19 protein-coding genes and 2 pseudogenes are annotated in these 23,322 nt (G+C 68.2%); 18 read left to right on the top strand and 3 right to left on the bottom strand.

Translation table 11 applies throughout. The annotated features are described in order from the left end of the window. The first annotated feature begins 1,570 nt into the window (after positions 1-1,570). Complete coding sequence (locus CG747_RS48405) at positions 1,571-1,930, top strand: hypothetical protein (protein WP_180985860.1); 360 nt, start codon at positions 1,571-1,573, stop codon at positions 1,928-1,930. A 71-nt stretch (positions 1,931-2,001) separates the two neighbouring features. Here the strand turns inward: CG747_RS48405 and CG747_RS37200 are convergent, their stop codons facing one another. Next, positions 2,002-2,571 (bottom strand): PadR family transcriptional regulator, encoded by a 570-nt coding sequence (locus CG747_RS37200; protein WP_100606311.1) that lies wholly within the window; start codon positions 2,569-2,571, stop codon positions 2,002-2,004. 215 nt (positions 2,572-2,786) lie between these two features. Here CG747_RS37200 and CG747_RS37195 point away from each other — a divergent pair, with 215 nt between their 5' ends. The 12 genes and pseudogenes from CG747_RS37195 to CG747_RS37135 all read left to right on the top strand — a co-directional run bounded on the left by CG747_RS37195 (position 2,787) and on the right by CG747_RS37135 (position 16,477). Then, complete coding sequence (locus tag CG747_RS37195) at positions 2,787-4,157, top strand: carotenoid oxygenase family protein (protein WP_100606310.1); 1,371 nt, start codon at positions 2,787-2,789, stop codon at positions 4,155-4,157. A 1,182-nt stretch (positions 4,158-5,339) separates the two neighbouring features. Next, positions 5,340-5,615 carry a hypothetical protein gene (locus CG747_RS37185; RefSeq protein ID WP_257980986.1) on the top strand — a complete coding sequence of 92 codons (276 nt, stop codon included), beginning with the start codon at positions 5,340-5,342 and terminating at the stop codon, positions 5,613-5,615. Between the two features lie 896 nt (positions 5,616-6,511). Next, positions 6,512-6,860 (top strand): annotated as a pseudogene (locus CG747_RS50080) (transaldolase family protein); the annotation flags it as partial. Next, positions 6,847-6,978: a hypothetical protein gene (locus CG747_RS50075; protein ID WP_257980988.1), complete on the top strand. Its 132-nt coding sequence runs from the start codon at positions 6,847-6,849 to the stop codon at positions 6,976-6,978. The pseudogene CG747_RS50080 and the gene CG747_RS50075, both read left to right, overlap by 14 nt. An 84-nt stretch (positions 6,979-7,062) precedes the next feature. Further along, entirely contained in the window at positions 7,063-8,295 is a 1,233-nt protein-coding gene (locus CG747_RS37175) for an NAD(P)/FAD-dependent oxidoreductase (RefSeq protein WP_100606309.1), read from the top strand. Between the two features lie 632 nt (positions 8,296-8,927). Then, positions 8,928-9,440 carry a cupredoxin family copper-binding protein gene (locus tag CG747_RS37170; protein ID WP_100606308.1) on the top strand — a complete coding sequence of 171 codons (513 nt, stop codon included), beginning with the start codon at positions 8,928-8,930 and terminating at the stop codon, positions 9,438-9,440. Then, positions 9,437-10,387: a metallophosphoesterase gene (locus tag CG747_RS37165; RefSeq protein ID WP_219621592.1), complete on the top strand. Its 951-nt coding sequence runs from the start codon at positions 9,437-9,439 to the stop codon at positions 10,385-10,387. The genes CG747_RS37170 and CG747_RS37165 overlap by 4 nt, the downstream gene beginning before the upstream one ends. After that, positions 10,384-10,662 carry a hypothetical protein gene (locus tag CG747_RS37160; protein ID WP_219621591.1) on the top strand — a complete coding sequence of 93 codons (279 nt, stop codon included), beginning with the start codon at positions 10,384-10,386 and terminating at the stop codon, positions 10,660-10,662. The genes CG747_RS37165 and CG747_RS37160 overlap by 4 nt, the downstream gene beginning before the upstream one ends. 581 nt (positions 10,663-11,243) lie before the next feature. Continuing rightward, positions 11,244-11,810, top strand: coding sequence for a DUF6529 family protein (locus tag CG747_RS37155; protein ID WP_374701863.1), 567 nt, complete (start codon positions 11,244-11,246; stop codon positions 11,808-11,810). A gap of 728 nt (positions 11,811-12,538) precedes the next feature. Further along, complete coding sequence (locus tag CG747_RS37150; RefSeq protein WP_146022216.1) at positions 12,539-13,864, top strand: vanadium-dependent haloperoxidase; 1,326 nt, start codon at positions 12,539-12,541, stop codon at positions 13,862-13,864. Between the two features lie 311 nt (positions 13,865-14,175). Next, positions 14,176-14,478 (top strand): hypothetical protein, encoded by a 303-nt coding sequence (locus CG747_RS37145; RefSeq protein WP_257980985.1) that lies wholly within the window; start codon positions 14,176-14,178, stop codon positions 14,476-14,478. Between the two features lie 1,207 nt (positions 14,479-15,685). Beyond that, the gene (locus CG747_RS37135; RefSeq protein WP_100606305.1) at positions 15,686-16,477 is read left to right on the top strand and encodes an IS5 family transposase; all 792 of its coding nucleotides are present in this window, start codon (positions 15,686-15,688) and stop codon (positions 16,475-16,477) included. Here CG747_RS37135 and CG747_RS37130 read toward each other — a convergent pair. Then, on the bottom strand, positions 16,434-16,985 hold the full coding sequence (locus tag CG747_RS37130) for a hypothetical protein (RefSeq protein ID WP_100606304.1): 552 nt from the start codon (positions 16,983-16,985) through the stop codon (positions 16,434-16,436). The genes CG747_RS37135 and CG747_RS37130 overlap by 44 nt on opposite strands. A 118-nt stretch (positions 16,986-17,103) precedes the next feature. Between CG747_RS37130 and CG747_RS37125 the strand changes: the two genes are divergently transcribed. Further along, positions 17,104-17,661, top strand: coding sequence for a hypothetical protein (locus tag CG747_RS37125; RefSeq protein WP_257980984.1), 558 nt, complete (start codon positions 17,104-17,106; stop codon positions 17,659-17,661). 156 nt (positions 17,662-17,817) lie between these two features. Here the strand turns inward: CG747_RS37125 and CG747_RS37120 are convergent, their stop codons facing one another. Further along, complete coding sequence (locus CG747_RS37120; protein ID WP_180985859.1) at positions 17,818-18,864, bottom strand: Lrp/AsnC family transcriptional regulator; 1,047 nt, start codon at positions 18,862-18,864, stop codon at positions 17,818-17,820. Positions 18,865-18,967: 103 nt separating this feature from the next. Here CG747_RS37120 and CG747_RS37115 point away from each other — a divergent pair, with 103 nt between their 5' ends. The 4 genes and pseudogenes from CG747_RS37115 to CG747_RS37100 all read left to right on the top strand — a co-directional run. Next, the gene (locus CG747_RS37115) at positions 18,968-19,192 is read left to right on the top strand and encodes a hypothetical protein (protein WP_100606302.1); all 225 of its coding nucleotides are present in this window, start codon (positions 18,968-18,970) and stop codon (positions 19,190-19,192) included. Next, positions 19,189-20,661, top strand: coding sequence for a sodium:solute symporter (locus CG747_RS37110; protein ID WP_100606301.1), 1,473 nt, complete (start codon positions 19,189-19,191; stop codon positions 20,659-20,661). Before CG747_RS37115 ends, CG747_RS37110 begins: the two co-directional genes overlap by 4 nt. A 166-nt stretch (positions 20,662-20,827) precedes the next feature. Then, the gene (locus CG747_RS37105) at positions 20,828-22,630 is read left to right on the top strand and encodes an amidohydrolase (RefSeq protein WP_100606300.1); all 1,803 of its coding nucleotides are present in this window, start codon (positions 20,828-20,830) and stop codon (positions 22,628-22,630) included. A gap of 30 nt (positions 22,631-22,660) precedes the next feature. Next, positions 22,661-22,870: pseudogene (locus CG747_RS37100) on the top strand (transposase family protein); the annotation flags it as partial. Between the last annotated feature and the right edge of the window lie 452 nt (positions 22,871-23,322).

The following is a 23,322-nucleotide window of genomic DNA, read 5'->3' as shown; positions in this document are numbered from 1 at the left end:
TAGCACGGTATTGGCAGCCAGGCGCGGCGCATGATCCCGGCGCTTTCGAGAGGGTAAAAAACCCTTACCGCGCCAGTGGTCATTTCTGTAGTTGCGGCATGAGATATTCAGAAGCGGCGCGTGCCCGTATTCGACCGGAAATACGTCGAACTGCTGGACCACCGCCCCTGGCTCCGCAGCACGGGCCGGGCTCCACCCGTGCCTGACCGAACCGCACCGCACACCCGTCGGGGACAGTTCGCGGCGCGCCAGGAGCAGCGCAGCGTAACCTTTCCCGCTCGGCTCGCTGGGCATCTCCGGAGTCATGAGCTCATACAGGCAACCTTCCCACCTCGGAGGACGGGTGCCGGGGAAGCCGCGGCTGCGCAGTCGAGGACAACGCGAGCGGGCCGCAGGACGGAAAACACTGCCCACAGGCCGGCCCGGGGCAACGGAGTCAACCCGGCACGCGGCGCTCGGCCATTGAAGGGAGTCTTGTTCTGCTGCTGCAGCCGAGGGAAAACTACACTGGCAGTAGTAGAGATTCATGGTTCACATGGACAATTTCTGTCGCGACCAGCAGCACTTCGCTCTCCATATCCACGAAGAGCGGCCCCCTTGTTCCGTTACGGAACGACTTACTTGCCCCGAAACGGAACGGGACAGGCTGAGCCTGGACCCCAACCCTCGGCACCGACACCAGTAGCACCCGCGAGGCACCACCTACAGCGATGCCGGGTAGGGAAAGAACGCTGCCCTCCATAGCCCGCACCCCTGCTGGGCAGGGAGAATCCACTGCTCCATGGTGGCAATTCTGGTTGCATTCACCGCCGTACAGCACCGTTCAATACCCCCTCCCGGCCCTGCTGCACCGCAGGTCAGAACGGTTTCGTACGCCTCAGAACCCCCAGACGAAGACTTGGAAGGCGTGTTGGCGGGCCGACCAGCCAGAGCACTTGCGTCAGCAACGTCGCATCTGGCGCGAGCACACTCTCACCCCCATCCACACGCTTGTCGGGAGAAAGCTGGCGGTACATCCGCCAGGTCCCCGCAGGCGTGCCCTCGACGTGCCCTAACGGCCGGTGAACCACGGTCAACACGGGTGTCCCTCACCTCTCTCCGCTCTGCCCCGCAGGCCGCGTTTACGCAGGTCAGCTACCCAATAGCGACTGATGACCCCGTTGATTCCCAAGCCCAGAGCGCGGGTTCGATTCCCGTCACCCGCTCCATGCGGAAGGCCCCGGTCGGCGACCTGGGCCTTGGTTATTGTCTAGACCATTTTCAGGTTACCCAGCCCTCCATCAGCCCCATCTGCTGGCTGAGGCGTGAATTCGCGCACTCCCGCACCTAGCCAGACACCTCGAGAGTCGACCTTCTCAAACAGCGAGACGCAATTTCTGTGACCTGCGCCACTTACACCTGAGGTGTCGTGAGATCACGGATGCAAAAGGGACCTTGGTAAGGGAGTTCGCCCCAGAAGGCTTGTCATTCCAGTCACGGCAGTTGAGTTTCCGCTGGCGAGGAATGAAGTCCCCCTCGATGAGGGAGCGTTGGGGTGGCGTGTTGGTTCTCGACCAGGTGGAGGTGTCCGGTGCCGTCGGCGCTGGGCCTACTGGAGGCGAAGGAGTCGGCCGGGCGGGAAGCGGTCGAGCGGGCGCGGGAGGGAGCGGCGCGGGTCGCGGCCTTGCTCGATGAGGCTGAACGCCCCTTGGAACGGCTGGTCATTGCGCGTGAAGCGGTGGTGGAGGTGCTGGCCGAACCGGTCGCGCGGGTCGCGCCCCGACGGAGGTGCCGGGGCGGGATGCGGGCCAAGGACCTGGCGGCGCCACTGGGTCTGGGGGGGGGTGGTGCCGGCGAAGATCGAGGGTGTGCGGTCGCGGGCGGACGCCCGGCCGGCCGGGAGTGGATCACCCGGCACCATTCCGGGGAGTTCGGCATCCTGACGGCATGACGGCATGACGGCATGATTCAGTCTGCCGGGGACACGGCCTGCGGCCTGGACCGCCGGAGTAGAGCTGAGGGTCATGTGTCGATGTTGACACCGCGTCGTTCGCGGAGGATCTGAGCGGTCTGTCTGCACCAGTCAGCCGTCTCCCGCTCGAAGCGAAGGCCGCGCATGCAGGTGAGGTACGGGCCGATGTGGTCGCCGGAGCGTAGGAACGTCTGCTCGTCGAGGTCGCCGCGCTGGTGTTGCAGATACCGCTCGAAGATGTCGATCTTGGCGGCGGCGATGACTGCGCGTTCTTCAAGCTGTTGGATCACGGCCTTCGCGGAGACACTGTCGACGGCCTGCACCTTGACCAGAAGATCGTCGCGGATGAAGGACGGTTTGGTGCTGGATTCGGCGAATCGCTCCAGCTCGGCAAGGCCGGCATCGGTCACCGAGAAGAGGCGCTTGGTCGGGCGGGCCTCCTGAAGCACGGCGCGGCCCTGGATCAGCCCGTCCTTCTCCAGCTTGGCCAGCTCCATGTACAGCTGCTGGGGCAGCGCGTGCCAGAAGTTGGCCATGCCCAGGTCGAACGCCTTGGCCAGCTGGTAGCCACTGGACTCGCCGTCCAGCAGTGCGGCCAACACCGCATGCCGCAGAGCCATGGTTGTCGGTCTCCTGTCCGTGTCGCGCCGATCAGCCCCCGGCGCAGTGTCCATGGGGCCCGGCCCTTCTCATTCTACTCAGCTATTTGATTACTCATATTTTTGAGTATGGTGTGTGACGGACGACGCGGCCCCCGACCCTCCTTCGCAACCGGACCCGCCGTGGGCACCCGGCTCGCCAGCGCCGAACGAAACACCACCGTGAGAGGACTCCGATGAACCGCCAAAACCCCTACCAGGGCGCCTACACGCCGGTCACCGAGGAGGTCACCTCCTACGACCTGCCGGTCACCGGCACCATCCCCGCCGAGCTCAACGGCCGCTACCTGCGCAACGGCCCCAACCCGCTGGACCTCGACGAGCCCCGACTGCACCTGTTCACCGGAACCGGCATGGTGCACGGCGTACGGCTGCGCGAGGGAAAGGCCGAGTGGTACCGCAACCGCTGGGTGCGCTCCGCCTCCGTCGCCGAGGCACTGGGCGAACAGCCCCGCCCCGGCGCCTCCGTACGCCGCCGGGACATCGGCCCCAACACCCACGTGATCGGCCATGCCGACCGCACCTTCGCCCTGGTCGAAGGCGGCTTCCGGCCCTACGAACTCACCTACGACCTGGACACCGTGGGAGCCTGCGACTTCGACGGGACCCTGCGCGACGGCTTCGTCGCCCACCCCAAACTGGACCCCGCCACCGGAGAACTGCATGCCGTGGCCTACGGCACCGGCGGCGACACGGTGACCTACCTGGTCGTCTCTCCCCACGGCAAGGTGGTGCGCAGCGTGGACATCCCCGCCCCGCACGCGCCGATGATGCACGACTTCGCACTGACCCAGAAGTACGCCGTGCTCTACGACCTACCGGTCACCTTCAGCCCTGAGGCCGCACAGTCCGGCAAGGCGTTCCCGCTGGCCTGGAACGAGGCACGCGGCGGGCGGATCGGGCTGCTACCCCGAGGCGGCACCGAAGTGCGCTGGTTCGACGTCAATCCGTGCTTCGTCTTCCACACCCTCAACGCCTACGACCAGGGCGACACGGTCGTGGTCGACGTCGTGCGCTACCCGCGGATGTTCGTGGACGCCGAGATGATGGGCAACAGCCTGCCCACACTGGACCGCTGGGTCATCGACACGGTCACCGGAAAGGTCACCGAGACCCGCCTCGACGACCACCCACAGGAGTTCCCCGTGGTCAGCCCGGCCGTCGTCACCGGCGCCCACCGCTACGGATACTCCGCGGTCACCCCGCAGGTGCACCGCTACATCGGACCCACCGGCACCCTGGACGGCCTGCCCCACAACGCGTTCAGCGACGCACTGATCAAGCACGACCTCGACAAGCAGACCACCACCGTCCGCGACTTCGGCACCGGCCACTACACCAGCGAGGCATACTTCGTCCCCGCGCAGAACGCACTGACCGAGGACGACGGCTACCTCCTCGCCTACGTCTTCAATCCCGACCGCGACGCCACCGACCTGGTCATCCTCTCCGGGCAGGACTTCACCGGCGACCCGATCGCCACCGTGCACCTGCCCGCCCGCGTGCCACTCGGCTTCCACGGCAGCTGGATACCCGATCCCGCCTGACCTCCCCCGCCGACCTCGATCAGGCATTCCGGCCGACCTGGTGGTCGCGCCCCGGCACGCCGGGGCCGCCATGACCCACCGGTGGGCCGCCTGGGCCGACGCCCCCGCCCCCCGGGCCGCCGAGGTCGGCCCCGAACATGTCTCGGCCGCCGCCCGGCGCCTGTGCACCGCGCCCAAGGGGTCCTCGTCATGGCCCCCGGACCGACGCGGACCCGCCCGGCTCCGGCACCCGGGCCCGACTCCCTACCGGAACCCGAGTCCGCGCCCGAGCCCAACTCCGTACCGGATCCCGGCTCCGTACCGGAACCCGCGTCCGCACCCGGTGTGGAATCCGGGCCACAAACCGTCTCCGGGCCGGAGTCGATGGCAGCCTCCCCGACCTCCGCCGCCCCATCGTCCTCGCCCGCCCCCGCGGCGGCCCACCCGCTGCCGCCCCTAGGCGCGCAGCCCCCGCCGCACCACGGCCCCCGGTGCCAGACCACGCTCGCCAGCGGGACCACCGTCCTGGCCGTCCAGGACCGGCGTTCACCCCTAGTGGAGTTGCGGTTCCGGCTGCCCCTGGGCGCCCTGGGATGGCAGCACCTGGACGCGGCGGAGGCGCTGGTGCGGCTGCTGGCCGGGCGCGGCAGCGCGGCCGGCCACCTCATCGAGGCCGCCGGGGTCATAGAGCAACCCTGCACCAGCTGCAAGACCCGGCGCAGGCCATCACCACCATCCGGGAGACCCTGCGCACGTTCCACGACTCCCCGCTCACCTCGGCCGAACTGGAGCCGCTCCAAGCCTTCTGCGCCGCCCAGTTCGACGCCGTGGACCTCATCGTGCTCGGCCGTCCGGGCCCGGTCACCGCGGTATGCGACCGATGGAAGGAGACTGCCGAGTCGACGCTGCGAAATATCTGCAGGCCAACGGTTTGAGCAGCATCCAAGCAAGGTGCCAGCCCGCTGTCGGATGTCCACCGAGCAGAGGCTGCTCACCCCCCGCACGACTTGTCACGCCGGCCGACGAACCCCCAGGCCAGAGCACCAACCAGGGTCCAAACCGCAGCAACGGCAAAACGGCAACGCTCTGTTGCCACCGGATGTGCGCCGGAGCCGTTGGATTGACCGGCCCCAAAGCGCGGGTTCGATGCCGGGCCTCTGCAGCAGACGAAAGCCCCAATGGCAAACAGCTGCTGGCGTTAGAGTGCAAGACATTCCGAGATTTGCCGACTTCAACGCTTCGTCCCTCCGCCGCACCAGCTCGGTGGAGGGCGGGTTTCCCTGGCGCGGCCAGACCGTGACCCTCATCCGGATCGATGCCAAGGGGATCGTCACCCAGGCGACCCGCATAACCGAGAAGCGGGCCACGCTGGCACAGACAGGGCCGAAGGATCTGGTACTTGCTGCGTGGCCCGGGCAGTGGTCCCAGGATGTGTTCCTGGTGGACGATCTCAAGGCTGCACGCGAGGAAATAGGCTGAGCCGCAGTGAACCGTGCAGCGAATTCGCTCGCGCGACGCCACACTCCGACGGGCTGAGCCACGAAGAAGGACAGTTAGCCACGCCTCCGTGCCCGCCCAGCCGGACGCCCGGCGGGCACGCCGATCCGACGCGCGGTGCTTGCGTCAGCAACGCCCGCAGCCACCGTCATGATGAGAGCGAGGGAGAGCAAGCCTCCTGCGGCCCGAGAAGACCCACGAGATCGGTTCCCTCCGCGCCCGTGCCCCATCCGTGCCCTTCAGCACGGTCAACCCCGGTCATGAAGGGTGCCAGGGAGCACCACCGACACGCCCCGGAAGGTAGCATTTTTCGCAGGTCAGGCACCACGTGGGGGCGTCACGCCCCGTTGATTCTTCGGCGAGTAGCTCACGAGGAGGTTCTTGGTCAGTTGGTGGTACAGCGCTCGTAGCGGCCCTGACCTGCCGATATGGCAGTCTGCGATCGCCGGGGATAGGGAGTTGGTCCGTGTTCGGGGGCGCTTGGGGTGTGCCGCAAAGAGCCGATAGCGGATTGCGTGCTCAGTGCGATCAAAGTCCGTGCTCTCTATAAGAGGACGTCCCGTTCAGTTGTGTGTGAGTTCATGGATTGTGCCAGGTTGTGGTCGTTTCGCCGGTTGCTCGTGGGCCGCAAACGCAGCCCGTCACTGGCCCTGGGCCGACAGGACCGCCAGCACGTTCGAGCGACTGCGAGCCCTGCCGAACCCTGGATGATCAGCAGAGAGGCCGACAGGGTTCGACGTGCGCCGCCCTGCTTGATGGGCGAGCCTTGACCCAAGGAGCCTTTCGCGTCTCGCCACGCCCGTGCCCGGGTAAGGAGGCACATGGCGTCCGACACTCTCGCCCGGCTCTCCGCGCCCGGGGTGTCGATCTGGTTTGACGACTGGAGGGTCTCGATCGGGGTCGCCCCGCGGCTGGCACATGGCACCGCGCGCACCATGGCCGAGGCCCGGGCACTGGTGGCTGGTGGGCCAGCCCAATCTGTTCGTCAAGATCCCCGCGGTCAAGCAGGGCCTGGGAGCGATAAGCGGATGTCTGGCCGAAGGCCTAAGCATCAATGTCACGCTGCTGCTCTTCCTGGACCGCTACGACGCAGTGGCGGAGGCGTTCCTGACCAGGATGGAACGCGCACAGGACGCCGGGCGCGACCTGTCCAGGATCGCGTGGGTGGCGTCGTTCTTCGTCTCGCGGGTGGATACCGAGATCGACCGGCGGCTTGACCGGTGGGGCGGCGTCCGGCCCGCCGCGCTGCACCGCCCTCGGCGTCGATTACGCCGACGTGGTGCAGGTGCAGGTGCAGGTGCTGGAGGACGAGGGCGTGGAGAGGTTCGACGCCAGCTGGAAATGAGTCGGTTGAGAAACTCGCGGTCAGCCCGCACGAATCCGACAGCGGCCGGCCCCACGGCACAGACCGCAGCGGGGAGAAGGTGTGATGGTGCAATCCACGTTCGTGATCGTCGGGGCGAGTCTGGCCGGAGCCAAGGCCGCTGACGAGCTACGGGAGAACGGCTTTGAGGGCCGGATCCTGCTCATCGGGGACGAGCCGGACCCACCGTATGAGCGTCCGCCGCTGTCCAAGGGCTACCTGATGGGCAAGCAAGACCGCGAAACGATCTTCGTCCACCCGTCGCAGTGGTATGCCGATCAGGGCATCGATCTGCGGCTGAACACCGTCGTCACGGCCATCAACCGCGATCGGAAGGCGGTCACCGTCTCCGATGGCAAGACGATCGGCTACGACAAGCTGCTGCTGGTCACCGGTGCCTCCCCGCGCCGCCTGGCCGTCGCGGGTGCGGACCTCGACAGCGTGCTTTATCTGCGCTGTGTCGGCGACTGCGAGCGCATCCAGCGCACCTTCCGCTCCGCGTCCCGCATCGTCCTCGTCGGCGGGGGCTGGATCGGCCTGGAGGTGGCCGCCGCCGCACGGGAGGCAGGCGTCGAGGCCACCGTGCTGGTGGCAGGCGAAGTGCCGTTGCTGCGCGTCCTGGGCCCGCAGATCGCGCCCGTCTTCGCCGACCTCCACCGTGAGCACGGCGTGGACCTTCGGCTCGGTGCGCGGGTCACCGAGATCGTCGGCGAGAGCGAGAAGGCCGCAGGCGTTCGGTTGGCCGACGGCACCCGCATTGACGCGGACGCGGTCGTGGTCGGCATCGGCGCCACTCCCAACATTCAACTGGCCGCCGAATCCGGTCTGCAGGTCAACAACGGCGTCGTGGTCGACGCCTCCCTGCGGACCTCCGACCCGGACATCTACGCGGCCGGCGATGTGGCCAACGCCCTTCACCCGATGTTGGGCAAGCACATCCGCGTGGAGCACTGGGCCAACGCCCTTCACCAGCCTGGGACGGCCGCGCGGTCGATGCTGGGCAAGCCCGCGTTCTACGACCGTGTTCCGTACTTCTTCACCGACCAGTACGACCTGGGCATGGAGTACGCGGGCTATGCCAAGCCCGGTAGTCACGAGGACGTGGTGGTGCGCGGCGATCTCGCAAGCCGGGAGTTCATCGCCTTCTGGTTGGCCGGCGGTCGCGTGTCGGCCGGCATGAACGTCAACATCTGGGACGTCAACGACGCGATCCAGCACCTGGTCCGCTCCGGCGAGCAGATCGACCGGGACAGGCTCGCCGACCCGGATTGGCCGCTGGAACAGCTGACTTCCGGGTGACGTACGGCCGCAGGCCGCTTCACGGGCTCGTCGGGCGCCCGCCCACAGGGGTGGGCAAGCCGGCGAGGCCCCAGCGAGGCTGACTCCCCTGTTTCATGCCCGCCCACTCCGGCCGGTCGCGGCGCTTCAGCCAGCTCCGCATCGGTCAGGTCCGACGGACCCCGGCGTTGCCGATTCGGACGGTTGCCCGCGTTCCCATACCCGATGTGAGCCGCCGAGTCCTCGGATCACGTGACCGGGGGGCGTCGGATCGACAGGCGATCGCGGCTCCGGCGCGCATGACGCCACTGGTGCGGGCGTCGGCTGATGGCAGCAGGTCTTCGGTCGGGTCGAAGTGCAGTCTTGTCCGCCTTTGCCTGCGGTCCAGCATGGACACCGCGGAAACTCTCCTGGCTCCAGGCGTACTGCCACCCGCCGCCGCAGTGAAACAACGAAGACTTCGCTGTGGGATTCGTTTCGCTCAATGGAATCCACTGTTTGCCTACTTAAAGTAACCCACCGGGTTACGCCCCCTTCAAATACCCCCGGGTGGCGTAACCCGGTCGCCTATCTGCCTGAAACAGGCCGATCGCGGATCGGTCTTGGATCACACCCGCCCGTGCGGTGGGGAATGCGTAGAAGGAACGATGGCCATGAATGCGAACTTCTCTGTGCTGGTCCAGCGGTCGCGCACCTGCCTGGCTGCTGTCGCTGTTGCCGGAGCACTGGGGCTGCTCAGTGCGTGCGGCGGATCGTCACAGCCCAAACCATCGGGCGCACTGAGTCCCGGCACTGGCCAGACCCTGCCTGGAACGCCCGGTGCCTCCGGAACGGGCGGTACGGTCACCCCACCACCAGGCACGCCCTCGACCTCACCCACCGCCGGCCAATCGTCCGCTCCGGCGGCCGCCAACGCGGTGACGATCAAGAACTTTGCCTTCTCCCCGGCGAAACTGACGGTCAAGGCGGGCACGAAGGTGACCTGGACCAACACCGACCCCGACACTCACACCGTCACCAGCAAACAAGCATCGGGCGGGCCGCTGAAGTCGGCAGGCCTGGCCACCAACGCCACCTACAGCTACACCTTCACCAAACCCGGCACCTACGCCTACTACTGCAGCATCCACCCGTTCATGACCGCCACCGTGGAAGTGACCCCATGACCGAACCCACACGAGACGGCGACGGCGACGGCGAGCACGGTATGAACCGCCGTCAGCTCATGCGACACACCGCCTGGTTCGGTGGCGCCGTCATCCTGACAGTCACCGGGGGAGAGGTGATCAGCCATATCCCCGGTTTGTCGGACCCCACCCCGGCGGGCAGCGCAGACCTCCGGTTCGTGCAGGTCTCCGACAGCCACATCGGCTTCCATGGCCCGGCCAACATGGATGTCGCCGGAACGTTCAGCGCAGCCCTCACAAAGGTCAACTCCCTCGGCTTCCGGCCCGACTTCGTCATGCACAGCGGCGACCTGACGCACCTTTCCACTCCCGCCCAGTTCGACCAGGTCAAGCAGATGCTGTCGCAGCTGCGCACGGACCGGATCTTCACCGTGCCGGGCGAGCACGACTCGATCGGAGACAACGGACGCGCATACCGACAAGCTTTCGCCAAAAACACCCTCGGCGACGGCTGGTACAGCTTCGACACCCATGGTGTGCACTTCATCGCGCTGGTCAACACTCTGCACCTTGAGCAACTCGGCCACCTGGGCAGCGATCAGATCGACTTCGTCCGCAAGGACATCGCCGGCCTGTCATCGGACACCCCCATCGTCGTCTTCAGCCACATCCCGTTGTTCGCGATGTATCCGAAGTGGGGCTGGGGTACCAACGATGCCGTGCAGGTGCTGTCGATGCTGCGCCGATTCTCCTCAGTCACGTGCCTCAACGGGCACGTCCACCAGCTGTTCACCAAGACCGAGGGCAACATCACCTTCCACTCGGCCGCCCCCACCTGCTACCCGTTTCCCAAACCCGGCCACGGCCCCAGCCCCATTCCGCAGGTGCTGCCCGCCGGACGCCTCAAGGACGCACTCGGCATCCGCACCGTCAACTACCGGCAGGGCAGCCACGCACTGGCGGTCAAGGACGAGAAACTCACATGACCCCCCGGAGCCTGCCCGCCCTCGCACTGCGCTTGGCGCTCGCCGCCACGCTCGCGGCAAGCGGATACATCCACGCCCAGCTGTTCGGGTTCACCGAACGCGGCCTGCAGCCCGCCCCGCAGGCGCTGCTCAGCCTCATCGCCGAGACGCTCACCCTGCTGACGGTCGTGGCCTGGCAGGCGTTCGAGGTCCGGCGACACCGTCGCACCCGGCCGCACCATGACGCGACCAGCCGAGTGCGGGCCGACCTCCGCACCACGACACCAGACAGATGAACCAGACACCGACGCGCCTCCGCCCGCACAACGCGCTCCGATCACCGTCGTGCACCTGCGAAGGGCCACACTTCGGCGATGTCCGCCCGCTCGCCCTCGTCGTCCCGGCCGGTGCCGTAGGCGGTCCGAAGACTCGGGCACCAATGGCTCTACGAACACGGCCCCTCCTTCACCTGGGTCGGCATGTCGCTCTCATCGGCCGTCCGATCCAACCGCTCTCCTTGATCCGCGTACCTGCTGGCGTGCCGACTGGACCCGGACGGGACTCTTCGGACGTACTGGCGAGATCGGCCCGCAACGCCTGGAGAACCTTGTGAGAAACCCTCGCCTCGCGACCGGCTCGGTCGCCGCTGACGCCGTGCGTGCCACGGTGGACATCGGTTGCTCCGGCGGCAGAAGGACGACGATCGGCGTGAGCCCGCAGCCCGCACCGGCGGCAGTCGCATCCGCCCGCACCGATCCTCGTTCGGTCTCCGGGTCGTCGGTCCGCACCACCGGCACTCCCAGGGCCGCGCTCGGTACCACGTGGTGTGCCGTCCAGCTTCAGGGCGGCAAGACCGAGAGCGGGGGCGGCTGATCACGTGGACAGCCTCGCTCACCCTGCCAACCACCGACGGCGCTACGGCGTCCTGTGGATGCTCCTGCCCGTGGCGGTCACGGTCGGCCTCTACTGGTACGGCCGGGTACACACCCCCGACTACGAGACCAGCCTCTTCGGGCAGCGCGGCGACGACGCCAGACTGCTCAAAGCCCAACTCGGCTCCGCACTGCTGGGCCTGGCGCTGATTCAGCTATTTCTCGCCCTCTGGATGTACGGCCGCCTGCCCGCACTGCGAACCGCACCGCACCGGGTCAACACGACGCACCGCCTCATCGGTCTGACCGCCTTCCTCCTCTCCCTCCCCATCGCTCGGCACTGCATCACCGCCTACGGCGTCCAGCTGACCGACACCCGCGTGGCGCTGCACTCGCTCACCGGCTGCTTCCTCTACGGGGCCTTCGTCGCCAAGGTCATCGTGGTCCGCCACCGCCACTGGCCCGGCTGGGCACTCCCTCTGGCCGGAGGCACCCTCGTCACCGCGATCGCCCTGATCTGGTACGCCGCCGCCCTCTGGTACCTGAACGGCTTCCAGGCACCCGGCCTGTGAGCAGAGCACGAGACGTCTCTCCCGGCGGCCAACGGCGGCCCCGGCCGACCCGGCAACACCGCGGTGAGCGACACACTGCCCAGCGCCCCCCAGCACAATCGCGGCCGGTGGCCGCGGCCCCTGCCGGGGTGGCCATCTGCTGCGTCTACGGCCACCACGCCGGAGGCAGGCTTCTGCGAAGGGCCTACGGACCAACCATGCCCGTCTCCGACCCAAGCGCTTCTCCGCTGCGCGCTCTGCGGGCAACCGGCTGCTGGCTCGTGCCCGAGTGGAAGCGGCCGTAGGCGGCGCTTTGGCCTCGCCGTCGTACCAGTGCGAAAGGCGGGGCTCGTCGGGCGCCGACCAGCAACCGGCGCAGCCGACTGTAGCCAGCTGGCCACAGACCGGAGTTGCGGCGTGCTTCGGGAACCCTCAGGCTGTATCTGGCAAGCGACCTTGATGACGCAAAGAGGTGATCAGGTTGCAGGACCACTCGCGCCCGGTCAACCCCTCGAAACATGGGCGCGGGTGACGCGTGCCGCCTCAAGGGCCGGTACCCCGGTGAGTCCCGTTGCGATACTCCAACGACCGCCCAGCACGGGACTCAGGCAGACGGAACTGGCTTCATGTCCCAGTCGGACTCCGCATCAGGCGCCCGGAGTGCTTCTTTGCGGCACACGCTGCGGACTCCCCTCTCGCTCAGTGGTGCCCGTTGACCGTCTGGCGTGGTCGAAGTGTCTGGCCACCGGTTGCCCCAGCCCACCACCCACCACAGGGAGCCACAGCATATGGACAGAAAGCACAAGATACTCGCTGCACTGACCGGAACTGCGCTGACAGCCGGACTCACTGGCCTGACCCTCGGGCCCACCGCCACCACACCTGCTCACCCCCCAACCCTGCGCGCCGCCGCCGGGCCCTCTGGGATGTCGGTCGTGGAGTGGAACCGTGAGCTCATCACCGTCCTGAGCGATCCGAAGGCCCAACCGCCCACCATCCACCCCACGCGCAGCTTCGCGCTCCTTCAGGCCGCCGAGTACGACGCGGTGGTATCGGTCACCCGGACCGGCCCTGCCTACTTGTTCTCGGTGTCGGCCCCGCGAGGCGCCCGTGCAGACGCCGCAGCAGACCAAGCAGCCCACGATGTGCTGGTGGCCCTGTACCCGGCCAAGCGCGCAAGCGTGGACCGACGGCTGAGCAGCCAGTTGTCCGCGATTCCCAACGACCCCGGTAAGCAGGCGGGCATTCGCGTGGGAGCCGAGGTCGCCCGCCGGCTGATCAGCCTGCGATCCCATGATGGGTCCTCGACCAAGCCGCCGCCGTTCAGTCCCCGCAACGTGGCCGGTGGCTACCGGCCCACACCGCCCGACTTCCCCACACCGGTGTTCACCAACTGGGGCTCGGTCAAGCCGTTCGTGCTTGCCAAAGGAAGCCAGTTCCGCCCGGCGCCGCCGCCGGCCGTCAGCACCGCCGAGTACGCCACAGCCTTGAATGAGGTCAAGAGCCTGGGGAGAAAGACCAGTACCACCCGCACCCCCGATCAGACCGCAGCCGGGAAGTTCTGGGCGGCAGCGCCCGTCTGGAACGTCTGGAATCAGATCGCGCAGGGCCTCGTCACCTCCCAGCACGCAAGCCTGGAGAAGGCGGCGAAGGTCTTCGCCCAGCTCAACCTCTCCCTCGCCGACACCGCGATCGCGATGTACGACGCCAAGTACACCTACCGCGTATGGCGGCCCGTGACCGCCCTCCGGCTCGGTGGTACGCACTACAACCCGCGCATCGCCGGCGATCCCAACTGGACCCCCCTGCTGCCGACCGCCCCGGATCCGTCCTACCCCGCCGCCCACGGCGCTCTCAGCCAGGCGGCGGCAACGACGCTCACCAGGTTCTACGGTGCGCAGCACCACCTCGTGGTGACGTCGAAGGGGGTCACCCGAACCTTCGCCGGCTTCCAACGCGCCGCCACCGAAGCGTGGCTCAGCCGGATTTGGACCGGCCAGCACACCTCCATCGACAACCGGGCAGGCCAGCAACTCGGCACGCAGGTCGCCGATTTCGTGGCGCAACACATCTGACTGCTCGCACCCGTGCAGCGTCAACGCGCCGCATGGCTGTGGCCAAGAGCCAGCTGTACCCAGCGTATCGGGTACAGCTGGCCCGAACATTGTGCTGACCACGGGCTTTCATGCGGGCGGGTGTCCGAGGTGTGATCGGAAACGCGAAGAGTGCTCCTGGACCCGACAGCCGTTCCCAACCCGGCTCAGGTCGCTCGCCGGCTCGCGGCGGTCGCTCAGCTGCCCGGGCGCGGGCCGCATCTTGAGGCGTTCTTCGGCTGCATGTACTACGCGGCCATGCGGCCGGCGGAGGTCAACCAGGCGGCAGTTATGTGGACTTCGCGGCGTACGGCACTACGTGGAAGCGGGCAAGGGAGTACGTCCTGACCCGCACGGAGCGCGCCTCTGGCCTGGCCAAGCGGCCCTACGACCTCCGGCACGCCGGGATCTCGTTCTGGCTGTACTCCGGTGTGGACCCGGCCGAATGTGCTCGTCGCGCGGGCCAGAGCATCGAAGTCCTCTTCCGCCACTACGCCAAGTTCCTGGACGGGGTCCGGGAGCAAGCCAACCGCCTCATCGAGCAGTCGATGAAGGAGTGGGACCGCATGAGTCAGGGTGAGGTGCCTGAGGGGTGAGCCGGCGGGTTTGGTCCGTGACTGGTCCGGAAGGGCTGGTCAGGAGCGGGATAGCGGTGGGAGGAACTGGGAGTTACGACGTAAACCGGGCCCTGGTCTGAGTGGGCCGAGCGGAAGGCGCCTGACGGGCAAAAGTCCAGGTCAGGCGCCTTTTCTCGTGCCCCTAGAAGAACCCGAGCTTCTTCGGCGAGTACGACACCAGCAGGTTCTTGGTCTGTTGGTGGTACAGCGTTGGTGGCGGTCCTGACCTGCCGATATGACAACTTGCGACTGCCGGTTGTAGGCGTTGGTCCGTGTATGGTCCGGATCTCGGCATCATGTCCTGAACGCTGAGGCACGGTTGCTGCTGCCACCCGCGACGCCTGTCCGATTCTTCGGCTTGCGTACGTAGGACAGGGCGCGGGACGCGAGGGTTCTGGCTGCCCCGAGCATGCAGCCGAGAGCAGGGCGGCTAAGGGGGCGTGCTTGGGTCGTGCCGCAATGGGGGATGGCCGCTTGCTCAGTGCGATCGAGGTCCGGGGTTGCTAAGCGGTGATCTCTTTGTTTTGGGCGGTGGGGGAGTGGGGAGCGCCTTGTGGCGGTCCGAGTGGAGCGCTATGTCCCTGCGCCTCAGCTTCGATGATGAGCGCCTGGATGATGCGCAGGTCCTTGATGGGCTTGGTGAATCCCTTGGGATCCGTTTTGGGGGCGCTGCGGCGTGGGGTCGGGTGAGTGTGGCCGGAGCGGGGGCGAGGCGAGCTTGGTCAGGCGCCAGGCTGGAAGGAGCCTTCACGGCGGTGGAGTGGTTGTTGGAGCGAGCCGACATCGGGACCCCCGTGGCGCTGCGGAAGGCCGTCGAGTTCTTGACGTCGCACGGGCGTCGCTTGTCGGCATCTTTCGAATAGTCCCCGACTGCCAGTTGTGGATCAGCAAGGCTGCACAACGGGGAGCCGCAGAACTGAGTAGCTGTTGTCGTTCCGGTCTTGAGGGGTGCGTGTCGAACGGGAGTCTCGATCGAGTGATCGCCGTCGGCTGTGGGCATGAAGGCAGGGCCTCTTGGTAGCTCGGGGTTGCGAAGCCAACCGAGATCCAGGAGACCCTGTTGCCGCAGTTGTACGTGTTCGCGCCGGTGGAGTTCAACTCGGTTGCACTGTCGTGTGATTGTGTCGCTCACCGGTTCGGGAATGCAGCCGATCACCAGGAACGTGTTCCGCGGTACCCCTCGGACATGACGGACGCGGAGTGGGCTCGGGTCCGACCGCTGCTGCCGGTGCCGGCCTGGCTGCGCGGTCGGGGCGGGCGGCCGGAGGCGTACTGCCACCGGGCGATACTCGATGCGATCCGCTACCTGGTGGACAACGGCATCAAGTGGCGGGCCATGCCCGCGGACTTTCCGCCCTGGGACCGGGTGTATGCGTTCTTCCGCCGATGGCGCGATCACGGCCTGGTCAGGGAGTTCCACGACCGGCTGCGCGGACAGGTCCGCGAAACGCTGGGCCGCGACGCGGCGGCGACGGCCGGAGTGATCGACTCACAATCGGTCAAGGCGGACGCCGTCGTCGGCGCGGACAGCCGCGGCTTCGACGGCGGCAAACTCGTCAACGGCCGCAAGCGGCACGTCGTGGTCGACACGCTCGGCCTGCTGCTGGGCGTGATGGTCACCGCCGCGGACACCGGTGACCGCACCGCCGCCCACGTGCTGCTCGGGCAGGTCGCCGACGTGCACCACCGGCTGGAACTGGTCTGGGCTGACGGCGGCTACACCGGCAGCCTCCTCGAGCATTGCCTGGCCGCGTTCGCGCTGGTCCTGGCGATCGTGAAACGCAGCGACGACATGCGCGGCTTCGTGGTGCTGCCCAAGCGGTGGATCGTCGAGCGGTTCTTCGCCCACCTGATGCGCACCCGCCGGCTGGTGCGCGACTTCGAACGCGGCACCGCCAGCGCCGAGGCGATGGTCTACTGGTCGATGACCCTGCTCATGACGCGCCGCCTTGCCCGGCCGGGCCCTGGCCGAGCGTGAACCGGCCCGGCTGCCGCTCGGCCAGCCAGCCCCGCGCGACCAGGCGCTTCGCCTTCGACCGCAGGGCCTCTACCTTGGCCGGCACCGCGTCCAGGCCGAACATCACGGCCAACTCCTGGCAGGTCAGTGGCCCTTGATGGAGCCGGTGCCGGTCCCCGAGGGCCTCAAGGATGCGCTGATAGTCCACCGACAGCACCGACCAGGCCAGCCCCTCACGCCATACCGGCACCTGCGACCTGGGCTTGGCGGCTCCCGCCGCTGACGACGTCTGCTCGGCCCGTCCGCCGGCGGACGGCGCTGTCCGGCCGACCTGGTCGTGGCCCTGCTCGGCCTCCTCGGCCGGGTCCAGCACCTCGCCGACCCGCGAGCGGGCGATGGCCCATTCCTTCCAGTCCCGCTCGGCCAGGGTCAGCTCGGCCTGGATCCGGTCGGCCTCCTCCCGCAGCTCGTCCACCCGACGCCGAGCAACGAGCTCGCGCTGTTCAAGCAGCCCCACGACCGACGGCATCCACGACCTCCACAGGAGCGGCGACACGACAGGTCACCACTCCCACAGGATCACCAGCCTATGCCTGACCAGCGAAAACGCCGACCTCAAGTTCGGAACGACAACAGCTACTAAGGACATGGACTACACCTGGTCGCAGCAGATCGCCGGCCGGCGCGCGGTGTACGACCCCGATGCCGTCGCCCTCGCCGCCGACCCGGAGGACCTCACCTACCTCCGCAAACAGGTCTGGCGCTGGATGGCCGGCTTCTGTCAGAACGTCCGCCTCCACCTCGGCGGCTTGCTCCGCCACAAACCCCTCCTGGCCCTCTGGGTCCTGCTCGCCCTCTTCGAGATCCTCACCGCACCCCTGTGGTGGGCCACACCGTCCGTGATCGCTGCGATCACGGACCAGCCGCCCGCCCTCGCCTTCGCCTGGTGGGTCGGCGCCGAGCTCCTGCTAACGACACCACCCCTCATCTACGCCGCTCGCCGCCGCAAACTCCCGCTTGCCGGCGTGCTGTTGAACATCCCCTGCGTCCACGCGACCAAGGCCGTCAACCTCGTCTACGCATGGAAGGCCCTCATCGTGGAGCTGCTGCTCGTGCCTCTCCGGCTGACGCAGGGGCTCACCGTCTACGAGAAAGGGCGAGCCGACACTCCGGCGGCGCGGACGGCGCTTGCCGGGGCGGGGTGAGCTGGCGTCGGGTGCCGGGCCGGTGGGCTCGCGGGTGACGTCGGCGAGGGCTGAGGCCGTCGCTCGTCGGCGCACTGCCGCCCCGGTGCATCGGTCCGAGACCCGGGGCGGCAGTGGGTCAGTATGACGGGGGGCGACAGCTGCCGGTTCCGCCGCTCACGCCCACATGTCCATCGGCACAAAACCCGTGTTCCGGCCTTCGGCGTCGAGCAAGTGCCCCATCCGTTTGGGGTTGGCCAGCGTCAACCGCCGGTCCTCGATGGTGAGTTCGGGAAAGCGCTCGGCAAGGTGGGCCTCCAGGCGGCGGGTGTCTGGGACGGAGCGGACCCATGCAGTGATCAGCAGGCTGTGCCCGGCAGCGATCGCGGCGCACAGACGGACTTCGCTCGCCGCCGCGATAGACGCGCCCACGCGGGCGAGATCCGCGCTGGGGACGTTCGCGAGATAGTGCACGAACACCGGGAAACCCGAGACGCCGTGGGCGATTTCGCAGCGGGGCACGAGGCTGCCCTCGCGCAGCAGTCGGGTCACGCGGCGGCGTACGGTCGACTCGCTCATGCCCGTGAGCTCGGCTAGTTCGCCGTAGCCGAGCCGCCCGTCCTTGCCGAGCGCGAGCAGCAGCGGGCGGTCCTCCGGCGCCAGCGTCGCAGCGGCGGTGGGTGCCGTGCCGTCCGCCGGGCGCAGCAGGCCGCGTTGGCCGGGGTCCAGGGAGCGTAGGTCCCAGCGGCTGCCCTCGGCGAACAGGTGGGTGGCGATCATGCTGCGGGTGGCCGTCACGCCTTCCTGGGCGCCGATGGCGTCGACGGCCAGGCGGGACAGCGCCGTGAGGTCGGCGACCATGACCGTGAGGAAGAGGTCGGTGCCGCCGGACACGTGCTCGATGCCGGTGATGCGGGGGTCGTGGACCAGGCGCTCGGTTACCGCGGGAACCTGTGATGGCACGCAGTCGACTTCCACGAACGCGGCGCAGTTGACCTGCTGGACGAACGGGCCGCCGTACGCGGTCACCCACGCCAGGCCGCTCGAGCGCAGCCGCTCCCAGCGGCGGGCGGCGGTGACCGCGCTGATGCCCAGAGCCTGCCCGACGAGCGTCCACGATGCCCGCGGTGCGGCCTGGAGGGCGTTGACCAGGGCCAGATCGGTCTCGTCCAGAAGGTTCGTGCGGGGCGGGCTGGTGGTCGGTGGTTCGGCGAAATGCTTCATTTTTTGACTCTGTATGAATCTTCTCGACAGATTTTGGCTAATCATACCCGGGAAGTTTCATGCTCCAGGGGTTCGCGAGATACGAAGACACCGGGAGTGGTTCATGCGTGTCGCAGTATTCCTGCTACTCGTGCCCGTTGCGGCACTGTTGTCGACGGCCTGGCTGCCGTTCGTCAACGCCCCACATGTCTGGCTCGGTATGCCGTCGATCCTGACCTGGAGCGTGGGGTGGGTGGTGGCTCTCACCCCGGCACTCGGCTACGTCGAGTACCAACGCGCCCGCGTCGAGGGTCGGAGCGAGCACCTCCGGAACGGCGGCGGCCGATGAGCGCCACGCTGATCGTGTCCGCCGTGGGCATGCTGCTGATTGCCGCGCTCGGCGTGCTCGGCCGCCGCAAGCCCGCGGCCAGTCTGGAGGAGTGGACGGTCGGCGGGCGCCGGTTCGGTGCCGCCACCACGTGGTTCCTCCAGGCAGGCGAGGTGTACACGACGTTCACCTTCCTCGGGCTGGCCGGGCTTGCCTACGCGTCGGGTGTGGGGGTCGCCTACGCGCTGCCGTATCTCCCGCTGGCCTACGTCGGCCTGTACGTGGTCGCGCCGCTTGTCTGGCGCCTCGGCAGGGACCGCGGCTACCTGACGCAGGGCGACTTCTTCGCCGACCGCTACGGCAGCCAGGCCCTCGGCACGCTCACCGCGGTGCTCGGCGTACTGTTCCTGCTGCCGTACCTCCAGCTCCAGATCACCGGCCTCGGCCTGGTCGTCGAACTGGCCACAGGCAACAGCGGCTCCGGTACCGCGAGCATGATCGCCGCGTCGGTCCTCATCACCGCGTTCGTGCTGTGGTCGGGCATCGGCGGCGTGGCGCGGGCGGCGTACCTCAAGGACGCACTCATGGTGCTCGTCCTGGTAGTGCTGGCGGTCGCCATTCCCGCGCACTTCGCGGGTGGCATCGGCGACGTCAGCCGTCAGCTCGCCGACACGCACGCGACCAAGCTCTCCCTCCACGACGGGCCGTTCGACCGCACCTGGTTCTTCACCAGCATGGTGACCAGTCTGCTGAGCGTCATGTTCATGACCATGCCGCAGAGCTGGCCCGCAGTGCTGTCCGCCAAGGATGAGAAGGCACTTCGGCACAACAGCATCTGGATCCCGTTCTACAGTGCGAGCCAGGTGATTCCGATGCTCGTCGGCTTCACCGGCATCCTCGTCGCCGGTGCGGCTTCCGGCGGCCCGAACGGGGTGCTCCTGCGCCTCACGAACGGCGCGCTGCCCGGCTGGCTGGTCGGCGTCGTCGTCACCGCCGCCGCGGCGTGCGCGATGGTGCCGTCCGCGGCGATCGTCCTGGGCATGTCGTCGATGGTCGCCCGGAACATCGTTCGCACACGCACCGAGCGGTCGGGACTGTTGGTGAACCACGCCACGGTGATCGGAGCGACCACGTTGGCGCTGGTGCTGGGCATCAAGCGGCCGGACGCGCTGGCGAACCTGCTGCTCCTCACCTACGCCGGACTGGCGCAGATGGCGCCGGGCCTGCTGTACGCGCTGAAGGGGCACCGCCCGTTCGCCCGCGCGTGGTCCGTCGCGGCCGGGATCACCGCGGGGGAGGCGGTCGTGATCTGGCTGACCTTCGGCAACGACGGCCAAGCGGTCGACGTCGGCCACGTGAACTCCGGCCTCATCGGAATCGGGGTCAACCTTGCCGTCGGGATCCTCGTCGAGGTGGTGTTCCGGCTGGCGGGATCCGTGCGCCCCGAGGCCCCGGCGACGACACACCCGATGAAGGAGACCGCGGCGTGAGCGCGGGAAGGGACGGCGGCCCGCTTGGCGCGTCGAACGGCACGGCACACCCTCCGCGCGCACGGCCGACCGGGCGACGGAGGAACCCGATCCGCACCAGGCCGACGCGGTCGACGGGGCGAAGGAACAAACCAACGAAGAGATCGATGAGGGGCGAGGCAACGACATGAAGACGGGCGACACGTCCACCGCGGGATCCGGCTCGCAGATCGCGGGACTGGGCGCACCGGCCGTAAGTTCGGGAGCGCTGATCGCGGGGTCCGGTGCCCATACCGCGGGATCCTGCTCCGAACAGCCGCGGGTGCAGATATTCCGGGCGCGGCGGATCATTACGCTCGCCGGGCCCGGCGGAGGGCCGAACGCCGACGCCGACCCGCGCGCCGAAACGGAGGCGTTCGCGACCCTCGGGGACCGCGTCGTGGCCGCGGGGGACTGGGACGAGCTGCGCTCCCGCTTCCCGGACGCCGAACGGGTCGATCTCGGCGAGGGCGTCGTCGTTCCCGGGCTCAACGACGCGCACTGCCACCCCGCCGTGCTGGCCGACACCCGTCTGCGGGTCTCCCTGACCGCGAACGCCATGTCTGTGGCCGGCGGTTCGCGCGGCCCGCTGGCGAAACGCGCGGAGGCCACCGCGCCGGGCCGCTGGGTCGTCGCCGAGGGCTACGACCCAGCGGCCGACCCGCAAGGCAGGCTCACCCGCGCTGCTTTGGACGCGGTGTCGCGCGAACACCCCGTCATCGCCGTGCACTTCTCGTGCCACATGGCCGTCGCAAACACCCGGGCCCTCGAACTCGCCGGCTATCGCGACACCGACGCCGACCCGCCCGGCGGCACGCTCGGGCGTGACACGGACGGCCGGCTCGACGGCTGGATGTACGAAGGAGCCTGGTTCGATCAGTGGTACCGCCCCAGCGGGGTCCCCGAACTGCTCGGTGAGTTCACTCTCGACGACCTGGTCCCGTCGTTCGCCGAGGTGTGCCGCGACTTCCACGCGGCGGGCATCACCTCCTGGTGCGACGCCCTGGTCTCACCCCGCGAGCTGAGGCTCTACCAGGAGGCGGCGCGACGCGGCGTCCTCACCGCGCGCGTGGGCATGTTGGTGTGGCACCGGTACTTCGAGGACCTGGCGCGGGTCGGCCTGCGTTCCGGCTTCGGCGATGAACACCTGCGCCTGGTCGGCGTCAAGCTGATGATCGACGGGGCGCTCGCGGGCGGCACGTGTTTGTGCCGCCTGCCGTACCCCAGCCAGACGGGTGCCGACAACGGTATCCAGGTCATGACGGACGAGGAGTTCGCCGCGACGGTACGCGCCGTCCACAGCACGGGCAGCCGCGTGGCGGTGCACGCGAACGGCGATCTGGCGGTGGGCAAGGTGCTCGACGCCATCGAGGCTGCCCGCGCGGACGATCCGGCGTATGCCGGGACCAATCACCGAATTGAGCACTGCAGCCTCGTCGACGACGACCTGGTCGCCCGGATTGCCGCCGCCGAGGTGACTCCCGTGCCGTTCGGGGCCTTCCTGCACGAGCACGGCGGCAAACTGCGCGGCTACTACGGAGACGAGCGCGCCGCGGCGGCGTGCGCCCACCGGAAGTTCCTGGACGCGGGCATCCCCGTCGGCGGATCCTCGGACCACCCCGCCGGACCGCTCCCGCCGCTGCTGGCGATCCGCACGATGGTGACGCGCACTACCGGCGACGGCGAAGTCCTCGGCCCCCAACAGCGGGTGACCGCACGCGAGGCCCTGGAGATCTACACGTCCGGCTCCGCGCACGCAACCGGGGAAGCACACCTCAAAGGCCGTCTCGCACCTGGCATGCTCGCCGACTTCACCGTCCTCGGCGACGACCTCCTGACCGTCGCCCCCGAACGCATCGCCGACATCCCCATCCTCTCGACCTGGGTAGGCGCCCAACGCGTATGGCAGGGGTCTGTCCAGCCAACAGCCCCGTCTGGCATTCGGTGGTGACCGAGCGCGGTGGCGGGCCGTTGACATGACGTGCGAAACGTCAACGAGCTTGTAGGCGTGGTGTTTTCAGGGCTGTCGTTGCTGGCCATCGAGGACGTGGCCGACGAGAGCGAGCGGATCCTGGTGCGGGCGCGGACGCCGGAGGATCTGGTGCGATGCCCGGACTGCGGGGCGCCGTCCGGGCGTGTGCACGGCTACCGCCTGCGAACCGTGGCCGATGTGTCGGTCGACGGTCGACGGTCGGCGGGTGGTGGTCGGCCCAGCGGCCGACCGGTGACTCGGCTGATGCTGACGGTTTGCTGACCCGCCGCCCACCCACTGCCGCCATGACCTGCGAGAACGCCGATCCAATGGATGTGCGGCTTCCACTGGCGCTGGGTTTGAGGCGATGTTGCCGGAGTTGCCGGTTGGCCAGCATCTTTGCAGTTCAGAAGTGGTGCAGGGCGGATTGGTGCATGTGCATGTGCCGCCACCTCTCACCACCTCTGGCGGGGTGCATGCTGACTCAATGCTGACATTGCTGACGTAGTGTCAGCTCAACCTGATGGGTAGTCATGGCGTCGCCTTGCGTGGGGTGGATCAGGCGGCGGACGGTCTCGGCTGTCGAGCTGCTGCGTAGGTTCGATTTCGGAGTCGACCTCTGTCGATATCCGTCTTGAGAATCATCTGGTGTCCCGAGCGTGCCGTCGGGA

This window comes from Streptomyces sp. CB02959, assembly GCF_002803155.1.
Taxonomy (GTDB): Bacteria; Actinomycetota; Actinomycetes; order Streptomycetales; family Streptomycetaceae; genus Streptomyces.
Note: the sequence above shows the minus strand (reverse complement) of the source record. Positions and strands in the feature narration are given on the sequence as shown.